Raw genomic sequence first — 7,002 nt, 5'->3', positions numbered from 1 at the left:
CGACCATCCAGTAATTGCCGGAGCGATGGCCGTTGGAGAGATATTCCCGGCACACCGCCTCGGCGTGTTCGCCAAGGCGGCGTGCCAGCTCGGAGGCCGAGCCGGTCATGATCGCCTCCCCTCAAGTCGCCGAGGTACGGTCGGTGACACCAACCAGCGTATGGCGGTCGAGGAGCGCGGCGAGGATGGCGGACCCTTGCGCGGTCGTCGGGATGAACAGCCGGAGCTTCCAGGCGATGATCTCGGAGATCAGTCCCAGCGCCTTCAGCCGAGGGACCATCGCGTCGGTGAAGCCGACCAATTCGACACGGTAGTCGTTCATGATCCGACTGCGGCGCAGGATCAGGCCATCGGCGAGTTGCAGTCCAATCCGTCCGTCGGCGAGCCCGGTCCAGGCATCTTCCGGCGCCAGCCTCGGCACATCGTCGAGACCCAGATTGCGGAACATGGTGGCGACCAGCGTCGGCGCGATGTGGCGGCCGATGATGCGCTCCCCGGCATCGGTCTGGATTCGATAGACTCGACAGTCGCCGTCCGGCAGCCGACGCCAGATCGGCAACAGCAGACCCGTCACGATGTGAAAGGTGCTGGTGGTGAACTCCGGGACGGCGGCGACTTCCGAGTCCCACAGCTCGCAGAAGAGTTTTCGGTCGGTCGGCTGCCAATGGGTTTCGGCAAGTGCGTCGAGGCCGAAGCGCAGCTCGTCGGTCGGCCGCAGCAGGCGCGCGCGATGCTCGACGGTTCCGTCGTCGAGCATCAGGCTCGCCGTCGGCAGCCGGATCGCCGCGCGGCTCGACCGTGTGTTCACCAACAGAACCGATTGGGGCTCCGCCCGGACGATGGCCAGCGCGTCGACGAGGCCGAGCGGCCGGATACGGTCCTTGCGCGCGACGGTGAGCACATGTGACTGCGCGCCGGAGACTGGATGGGTATAGACGGTCCTACGATCGGTGACGACGATGCTCTCCGCCGTGATCGTCTCCAGACCCTTGTCATAATTGCCGGCGGCTATGGCGCCTTCTATTCTTCCCGCCATCAACTGCTCGAACACCTCGAACAGCAGGTTCTGGGTCTCGATGCGCAGCGCCAGCAGGCGATTGAGCCAGGTCGTGATCGGCGGCAGCTCGTCGCGCAAACCACCTTCATCCGTCGTCAGCGACAGGCCGGTTACCGTCTCGAAGGTCGTGAGCGAGCAGCCGTCGATCTTGCCCTGGTGCAACAGAAGATAGAACTGGCGAAGGGCCGCACGGGCATAGGGGCTTTCGAGATTGTCCTCGGACCGGAACAGCCCTGCCCCGCCGGTCTGGCGCTGGCCGCGCGTGATCGCGCCAAGCGTGTCGAGCCGTCGCGCGATCGTCGACAGGAATCGCTTGCCAGCCTTCACGTTGGCGGCCATCGGCCGGAACAGCGGCGGTTGCTTCTGATTTGTGCGGTGGGTCCTTCCGAGACCCTGGATGGCGTTGTCGGCGCGCCAGCCGGCCTCGAGCAGATAGTGCTTGCGCAGCCTCTGGTTCCTGGCCCCGAGATCGGCGTGATAGGAGCGGCCTGTACCGCCGGCGTCGGAGAAGATCAGAACGCTCTTGTCGTCATCCATAAAACTCTGGGTCTCGGCCAGATTGGCCGAGCCAGGGCGGTTTTCCACGGCCAGCCGGTCGATGCCGTCGCGGCCGGTCTTCTCGACGATGCGGCGCGAGCGGCCGGTCACCTCGGCGACGGTGTCTGTGCCAAAATGATGGATGATCTGGTCGAGGGCGCTGCCGACCGGCGGCAGCGATGCGAGTTTTTCGATCATCTCGCCGCGCCGGCGAACCGCCTCGCGGCACTGGACCGGGTTGCCATCTTCGTCGTGGACAGGCCGCGAGTAGACGTTGCCCTCCGCGTCGGAATACTCCTCGAACAGTTGGGTCGGGAAGGAATGCATCAAGTACCCGCCGACATACTCGCGCGGCGTGATGTCGACATGCAGGTCCGACCATTCCTCGGTGGGGATCTCGGCAAGCCGTCGTTCCATCAGCGCCTCGCTGGTCGAGACGATCTGCACGACTGCCGCATGCCCGTCGGCGAGGTCCTGCTCGATCGCGCCGATCAGGGTCGGCGTCATCATCGAGGTGATCAAATGCGAGAAAAAGCGTTGCTTGGTACTTTCAAAGGCTGAGCGCGCCGCCGATTTGGCGTTGCGGTTCAGCGTGCCGGACTCACTGGTGATGTTGGTCGCCTCGAGTGCGGCGGTCAGGTTGTTGTGGATGACCTGGAAGGCGTCCGCATAGGCGTTGTAGATGCGGATCTGCTCCTCGGACAGCTCGTGCTCGAGGAGTTCATATTCGACCCCGTCATAAGAAAGCGAACGCGCCGCATAGAGGCCGAGCGACTTGAGATCGCGGGCGAGCACTTCCATCGCCGCGACACCGCCGTCCTCGATCGCGGCGACGAATTCGGCGCGGTTGGCGAATGGAAAATCCTCGCTGCCCCAAATGCCGAGACGCTGCGCATAGGCCAGGTTCTCGACGGCGGTCGCACCGGTCGCGGAGACGTAGACAACGCGGGCATCGGGCAGCGCGTGCTGCAGCCGCAGGCCCGCCCTGCCTTGTTGGGAGGGCGCGACGTCGCCACGCTCACTTTTGCCGCCAGCGGCATTGGCCATGGCGTGGGCCTCGTCAAAGACGATGACGCCATCGAAAGATTTTTTCGCCCCCGACGGGTTTTCTCCAATCCCTGTCTGGCTTTCTTTAATCCCCGTCTGGCTTTCGGGCCTCCCCGCCAAGTTTTCTCTGTTCCCCGTCGGGCCTTCGTCCCTCCTCGCCTCTTGGCCGACCCAGTCGAGTATCTGGGCGATCCGGGATTTCTTGCCCTCCCGCTCTTGCGAGCGCAGGGTTGCGTAGGTCGTGAACAGGATGCCCTCGGCAAGGCGGATCGGCGTGCCCTGCCGATAGCGCGAGAGTGGCTGCACGAGAAGTTTTTCCTGGCCGAGTGCTGCCCAATCGCGCTGGGCGTCTTCCAGCAATTTGTCCGACTTGGAAATCCAGATCGCACGGCGGCGGCCCTGTAGCCAATTGTCGAGGATGATGCCGGCGACCTGCCGTCCCTTGCCGCAGCCGGTTCCGTCACCCAAAAACCATCCGCGGCGGAAGCGGACCGCGTTCTCAGCACCTTCTGGCGCTGCGGAGACGACATCGCAGGTCTCGTCAACAGTCCAGGCGCCGGTGAGATGGCCGCAATGGGCTTCGCCGGCATAGATGACGCTTTCGAGTTGGGCGTCTGACAGCAGGCCCTCGTCGATGATCGCATCAGGAAGAAGCGGCCGATAGGAAGGCTTTGGCGGCGCGACGGCGGCCATTGCGGCCGAGTGCACGAGCGACGTCGGATGCGGTTTCGCGCGGGGAATGTCAATCGACTGGAGCGCATAGGGTTCGTAGATCGTGTCGGTGAGCCGGCCGCCCTCCTCCGGCATCCAGTCGCGCAGCTCATAGGCGAGGGGGACAGCCGGCGTGCTGTTTGCCATGACCTGGCGGGCGGGCTTCGCCCGCGCAGTCGGGCGGACCGATTGGATGGCCTTCGGAGCAGCCGTTGAGGCACCGAGGGGTGCGGCTCTCGCTCCCGATTGGGCACCCATGTGCATGGCGGCATTGCGCACGATGCCGTTGGACAATGTACCGGTCGAGTTCGGAAAGCCGCCCGGTGTCCGGGGCGGCAGATCCGTGATCCAGGAGAGCAGCGTTTCGACATTCGTGGCCTTGCCCGGCGAGCCGGAGAAGCTGGTTGGGTCGTTAGCAGGAACTTTGTCGATGATGGTCAAGCGGGTCTCAGCCGTCGTCCCATGGCGGGCGTAGACACGGCCGTCGATCGCTGCGGTGAAGACGGTGGTGCCCTGCTGCTGCAACCGTTCGAAGGCCGGCCGCCATTTGGCGTTTTCGGGAGACAGCCCGGAGCCGGTGATGGCAACGAGGCGTCCGCCCGGACGCAGGCGTGCGAATGCGGAAGAGAGGTGCCGCCATGCGGCATCGGCGACATGGCCGTCGACATATGCGCCGACGCTGAAGGGTGGATTCATCAGCACGACGGACGGCTCCATGGCCGCGTCGAGATGATCGTCGATATGGGCGGCGTCGTGCCGCGAGACGGGAACGCGCGGGAACAGAAGGCCGAGGAGATCGGCGCGTGTCGCTGCAAGCTCGTTGAGAGCGATCGAGGCGCGCGCCATCTCGGCATGGACGGCGAGCAGACCGGTGCCGGCCGAGGGTTCGAGAACGAGGTCGCAAGATGCGATCGCCGCGGCGTGCGCCGTGACGAAGGCCAGCGGCAAGGGCGTGGAGAGCTGCTGCATGGCCTGGCTCTCGTCGGACCGTCGCGTATGAGTGGGAAGAAGTTCGGCGATGCGCTTCATCATCGCCAGCGTTGCCTGCGGCGTGGTGGACCGGGACAGAACCGCAGGGCCGAACCGGCGCAGAAACAGCACCTGGGCGATTTCGAGCGCCTCATAGGCGTCCTTCCAGACCCAGAACCCTTGCGCATCGCTGCCGCCAAAACTTGTCGTCATGGCGGTGCGCAGTGCGGCGGTGGTGACAGGCTCGCCCTGTTCGAGGAAAGGCAAAAGCAGCATTCCCGCCTGATGGATCGCCTGGGCGGTGTCGATGGCGTCTTGTGCCGGCGCCGCAAGGGAAGCGGCCGTACGTGCGACGGTTGAGGTGGTCGAAACAATGTTCATGGAGATGTCCTTCGCGAGATGGGAGTGGCGCCCGCGCCGGCACTCTCTCCGCGCCAGCCGGGCCGTACTCCTCTGGGCTCCCCTCTGCCTCTGGCGCCGATGCACCAAAGGGGTTGCACTCAGCACAAAGCCATGACTTGAATGCGCGGACAGGGATGCGGCGGCGACCTGGAGCTGCGGAGGTGATGCGACGGTTCAGAATTGGCAGTGCGGTCTACGAGGAGGGAGCGCCTGACCTGCAGGCGGCGCTGGCGAACGCCTATGCCCGCACCGAGCGTCCGCTATGCCTGTGCCGCGAGCCGAGCTGCCCGATGTACATCGCCCGCATCGGCGACCTTCATCTGATCAAGCGCATGCCGCTCAGCGGCGGCGGGCATGATCCGTCCTGCGATTCCTATGAATCACCTCACGAACTGTCCGGGCTGGGCGCGCTGATGGGCAGCGCGATACAGCTTGATCCGCAAAGCGGCATGGCGGCCCTCAAATTGGACTTCAGCCTGTCGAAGACAGGGAGCCGGGCAGCATCCGTGCCTGCGGGGCAAAGTTCCGCCAGCGCAACCGCCGATCCCAGGAGGATGTCGCTGCGTGGCCTCCTTCATTATCTCTGGCACGAGGCCGAATTGACGATCTGGACATCCCGATGGGCCGGCAAGCGACATTGGTGGAATGTCCGCTGGCATCTGCTCGAGGCTGCCGGGCAAATGACGGTGCGGGGCGACCCGCTCGCGAATATCCTGTTCGTGCCCGAGCCGTTTCGCGCCGAGAACAGGCAAGCGATCGAACATCGTCGCAATGCGGCTCTCGGCATGGCGCTCCCGCCGAAATCCGGCCCACGAAAGCTACTGGTTCTGGTTGGCGAGGTGAAAGAGATCGTTCCTGCCCGATCCGGTCAGAAACTTGTCATCAGACATTTGCCCGGCTTTCCCTTCATCATCGATGATGCATTGCATCGCCGCTTGCAGGCGCGTTTTGAGAAAGAATTGTCGCTGTGGGCAGCGGATTCCAGCTCACATCTCATGACGATCGCGACGTTCGGACTGAACCCGGCCGGCCTCGCCATTGTCGAGGAGATCGCGTTGATGGTGGTGTCCGAGAACTGGATTCCCTACGAGACGATCCTGGAGAAAAGGCTCGTCGATGGGCTGGCTCGTCTTCGCGAGAAGAGCGTGAAGGGATTGCGCTTTGACCTGCAACCCGACCAGCCGATCGCCAATGCGTTGCTTCAGAACAGGGACGAGCCGACAGCGCTCTTTGTCGTTCCGGCCGGAGCGGACGAGACCTTTGAAGCGTCGCTCGATGAAATGATCGCCGCGCGTCCGGAGATCGGCTCCTGGGTATGGCGGGTCGGCGAAAGCGATATGCCGCCGCTACCGCCTTGAATGTCGGCGGAATTTCCGTCGCTGCTTCAGTATGCCTTAGAGCGGTTCCTGATTTGACGGAATCGAAGGGGATTCCGGATCAGTCGGTTTTGTGATTCAAGATGCTGGCTGGAGTGGAGGCCAGCATCGGATGACGCGACCTCTTTCGGATGATCTTCGCGAACGTGTTGTAGCGGCGGTTTTGGGTGGCGAGAGCCGCCGGTCGGCCGCGAAACGGTTCGGCATTTCGGTTTCGGCGGCGGTGAAGTTGTTGCAGCGCCATCGGGCGACTGGCTCGGTTGCGCCTGGCAAGATGGGCGGACATCGCAAGAGGGTGCTGGAGCCGCACCGTGCCTTCATCGAGGCGCGTGTGCGTGAGACGCCGCATCTGACACTGCATGGTCTGAAGGATGAGTTGGCCGCACGCGGGGTCAAGGTCTCGCACAACGCGGTCTGGCTGTTCCTGCGCCGCGAGGGCCTGAGCTTCAAAAAAAACGCTGTTCGCCCTTGAGCAGGCGCGCGCTGATATTGCCCGCAGGCGTCAGCGATGGCGCTCTTGGCAGGCCGGCCTCGATCCGCAGCATCTGGTCTTCATCGACGAGACCTGGATCAAGACCAACATGGCTCCGCTGCGCGGTTGGGGGCCGAAGGGCGAGCGGCTGCGCGGCTTGGCCCCGCACGGCCACTGGCGCACGCTGACCTTCCTCGGCGCGCTGCGCTGCGATAGGCTCGCGGCACCTTGCGTCTTCGACGGGCCAATCAACGGCCAATGCTTCCGCGCCTATGTCGAGCAGCAGCTCATCACCGTGCTGAAACCCGGCGACATCGTCGTCATGGATATGTGTGGACGCCCCCGTCAGCGCAAGAAGAATCTTATATGAAGAATGAGGAGCGTGGTCGGGTGCTGACATGTGTCCGGCCTCTGATGCGGCGTTCCACATG

The 7,002-nt window shown here is 64.2% G+C and carries 2 protein-coding genes and 2 pseudogenes; 2 read left to right on the top strand and 2 right to left on the bottom strand.

What is annotated here, in order from left to right:
* Both NKI54_RS35895 and NKI54_RS35890 read right to left on the bottom strand, forming a co-directional pair.
* Nucleotides 1–109: pseudogene (locus tag NKI54_RS35895) on the bottom strand (DNA primase); the annotation flags it as partial.
* Nucleotides 110–121: 12 nt separating this feature from the next.
* Nucleotides 122–4,702 (bottom strand): strawberry notch-like NTP hydrolase domain-containing protein, encoded by a 4,581-nt coding sequence (locus NKI54_RS35890; protein ID WP_352694565.1) that lies wholly within the window; start codon nucleotides 4,700–4,702, stop codon nucleotides 122–124.
* 185 nt (nucleotides 4,703–4,887) lie between these two features.
* Between NKI54_RS35890 and NKI54_RS35885 the strand changes: the two genes are divergently transcribed.
* Both NKI54_RS35885 and NKI54_RS35880 read left to right on the top strand, forming a co-directional pair.
* Complete coding sequence (locus tag NKI54_RS35885; protein WP_352694563.1) at nucleotides 4,888–6,081, top strand: DUF1173 domain-containing protein; 1,194 nt, start codon at nucleotides 4,888–4,890, stop codon at nucleotides 6,079–6,081.
* Between the two features lie 130 nt (nucleotides 6,082–6,211).
* Nucleotides 6,212–6,908 (top strand): annotated as a pseudogene (locus NKI54_RS35880) (IS630 family transposase); the annotation flags it as partial.
* Between the last annotated feature and the right edge of the window lie 94 nt (nucleotides 6,909–7,002).

The organism is Mesorhizobium sp. M0663, from assembly GCF_040320585.1.
Taxonomy (GTDB): Bacteria; Pseudomonadota; Alphaproteobacteria; order Rhizobiales; family Rhizobiaceae; genus Mesorhizobium.
The sequence above is the reverse complement of the archived record's forward strand: the minus strand, read 5'-3'. Positions and strand labels throughout refer to the sequence as shown.

What these genes read in the sequence shown, in the direction of transcription:
- NKI54_RS35890 (WP_352694565.1), bottom strand. Translation starts at nt 4,702, where the DNA reads ATGAACATTGTTTCGACCACCTCAACCGTCGCACGTACGGCCGCTTCC.
- NKI54_RS35885 (WP_352694563.1), top strand. Translation starts at nt 4,888, where the DNA reads ATGCGACGGTTCAGAATTGGCAGTGCGGTCTACGAGGAGGGAGCGCCT.